Annotated in this window: 4 protein-coding genes and 1 tRNA gene; 1 reads left to right on the top strand and 4 read right to left on the bottom strand. The window is 41.0% G+C overall.

The features are described 5' to 3' along the window. Positions 1–122: 122 nt before the first annotated feature. The 4 genes from FD23_RS08535 to FD23_RS08550 are packed head-to-tail and all read right to left on the bottom strand — an operon-like array spanning position 123 to position 1,934. Positions 123–566: an FAD-binding protein gene (locus FD23_RS08535; protein ID WP_025896545.1), complete on the bottom strand. Its 444-nt coding sequence runs from the start codon at positions 564–566 to the stop codon at positions 123–125. A 33-nt stretch (positions 567–599) separates the two neighbouring features. Continuing rightward, on the bottom strand, positions 600–1,169 hold the full coding sequence (locus tag FD23_RS08540) for an FAD-binding protein (protein WP_025896546.1): 570 nt from the start codon (positions 1,167–1,169) through the stop codon (positions 600–602). Then, positions 1,136–1,684, bottom strand: coding sequence for an FAD-binding protein (locus tag FD23_RS08545; RefSeq protein ID WP_311318167.1), 549 nt, complete (start codon positions 1,682–1,684; stop codon positions 1,136–1,138). The genes FD23_RS08540 and FD23_RS08545 overlap by 34 nt, the downstream gene beginning before the upstream one ends. Continuing rightward, complete coding sequence (locus FD23_RS08550) at positions 1,677–1,934, bottom strand: FMN-binding protein (RefSeq protein ID WP_025896550.1); 258 nt, start codon at positions 1,932–1,934, stop codon at positions 1,677–1,679. The genes FD23_RS08545 and FD23_RS08550 overlap by 8 nt, the downstream gene beginning before the upstream one ends. Before the next feature lie 230 nt (positions 1,935–2,164). On the opposite strand from FD23_RS08550, the gene FD23_RS08555 reads away from it, so the two are divergent. Then, a tRNA-Ser gene (locus FD23_RS08555) sits at positions 2,165–2,253 on the top strand. Positions 2,254–2,450: the final 197 nt, after the last annotated feature.

The raw sequence follows: 2,450 nt of genomic DNA on the forward strand, positions 1-2,450 counted from the left end.
CGCATTTACCGGCGTAGATAGTCAAAATCTGCTAGATGTTATGGTAAGTGTTCAATTTATTCTTGCAATTGGCGAATTTTTATTTTTGTGGATTGACTTCAACACGAGCACTTATCACGTTTTTAAGCTTTCGCGTAAGCAATTGCTCCATGTCCGGCAATAACCCCACTACCGATACATGAACCACAACAGAAGCCTGGGATGTCATAATATGGTGAGTACATCATTGAGCCGTTGTCAGTACCAACTACATACATGCCCGGAATAACCTGGTCATCTTCACCTAAAGCACGACACTCGTCATCAGTTTTTACTCCACCAAAAGTTGACCAAACACTTACCTCACATTCAATGGCATAAAACGGCCCTTGCTTGACCGAGCTTAAGTACCATGGATTGGCACCAAATTGCTCATCTTCTCCTTTTTCACAATAACTGTTATAAGACGCTACTGTACCTGTTAAATGATCGAATCCAGTCTTTTTAGCAAGTTCTTCCAAAGTATCAGCCTTTACAATCCAACCTTCATGAATTCCTTCTTCAAGGTCACTATCCAAGCTCTTCAAGGCACCTCTTTGCTTGTAGTAGGAGCCGATAAATCAGTTGTCATGGTTAGCTACACGCTTGGTTAAGTACTCATACAGGCCTTCATCCCGCATTTCGTCAACATATTCCTGGTCAACAATGGCGTAATATGGTGAGTGGCGCAAGGTCGGCTCTTCACCATATGACATTGGATAATCACATAGCAAGCCTTCATTCATAAAGCGCTTTCCTTGGTTGTCAACTAACAGATTACCGTAAATGCCAAACTTGAATGCTAGGTTCTGGTCATATTTATCTTGGGTTGCTGGGCGACTGGTCTTGGGGTTGGTTCCACCATACTCACAGCCACAATAGCCAAAGGTCTTGTCAAGAATTGTACCTGCCTTTTGCGCGATAGCCAACCCGTCACCAGTGCAGAGACTCTTGCCGCGAGCAGCAACGTTCACGTGTGTTGTGCCTAGATACTTTAAAAGTAGTTCCTTGTTGCCAAGATATCCACCACTGGCGATGATAACGCTCTTGGCATGAACGGTAACTTTCGAACCATCCTTCCGCTGACCAGCAACGCCTGCAATTTTACCGTTTTCCTTCAGAACTTCTTTGGCTGCCGTATTAAAGAACAACCATATTTTTCGTAAGCTTCAGTCCAAAGACGGACGCGCTTATCAACATCGGTTAAAATCAAATGGAAGCCGCCCTTTTCATCGACGAAAGGAGTTTTAAAACGGAAGTTTGCTTCCTTAAATTGGTAACCGATCTCCAATAAGTTTTCAACCGCTTCACTCGAATGCTCAAGGTAGTTCCTAATCAAAGCAGAATTCGGTTCCCAGTGAGTGTAATTCATCACATGTTGGAAAACTTCATTAACCGTCAAAGTAGTCCCACGTTCACGCAAGACTGGAGTATTAACGGCAAATGGGCCTGAAACTTTTACTCCGTTAACCGCTGCTAAATTACCAGCTTTTTCCAAAACAACCACCTTACTGCCCGCCTTGGCAGCGGTGATAGCTGACATAAAGCCTGATGCACCACTGCCGATAACTACAACGTCAGCTGTAACATCAGCATCTGGAAGCTTGGTTTCAGTAACATGTGCTGCTTCAGTAAATGTTTTATGGTCCCCGCCAGCTTCAGTAATTGCTTCTTCTACAACTACTGGTCACTGCTTTAGTCAACTTTGTTGCACCACTAATCGCATCTAAGTTTAAAGACTGATTAGCGACAACTTCTAGGATAAATCTGTCTTTTAAATCGTCTACAAAAACCTGTGTTTCATTTTCTTCAAGAACTTCAATTTTAGTAAGTTTTTCTTCATCAAAAGAAACGCGTAACTTAACCGTAGAATGATGTCCTTCTGCTTCGACTTCATAATCGCCTTTTTTGTACATTATTATGCCTCTTGCTTTACTTCAAGAATATACTTACAAAATACAGATAGCTCCTCAAAGCAGTTGAAATGTCATTATTAGTCCCCAATATCAACTATTTGCTAAAGAGATATTACATTAAACTCTTTAACGAGCATTACCTGTTAATTATAACATTTAAAAAAGCGGTTTCACCATCTTAAAAAATAATTTGCAAGAAACAAAAATTAAGGTATACTATTATTGTTAATGGAGAGTTGGCAGAGCGGTAATGCAGCGGACTCGAAATCCGCCGAGCCAATGTTGAATTGGTGCGCAGGTTCAAATCCTGTACTCTCCTTATTATAGTCAAAATGGCATCCCTATAGGAAGTATTTCAAAGTAGCCAGTAGTTTTAACTACTGGCTTTTTCTATCCTTGTCCCAAAAATTATCTGCATCTATAGAAAATAAATGGAACGCCAATTGCAAGAATAAATTGAACACTTACCATAACATCTGGCAGATTTTGACTATCTACGCCGGTAAATGCGGTCAA

This window comes from Lactobacillus delbrueckii subsp. delbrueckii DSM 20074 = JCM 1012 (assembly GCF_001433875.1).
GTDB classification, from domain to species: domain Bacteria; phylum Bacillota; class Bacilli; order Lactobacillales; family Lactobacillaceae; genus Lactobacillus; species Lactobacillus delbrueckii.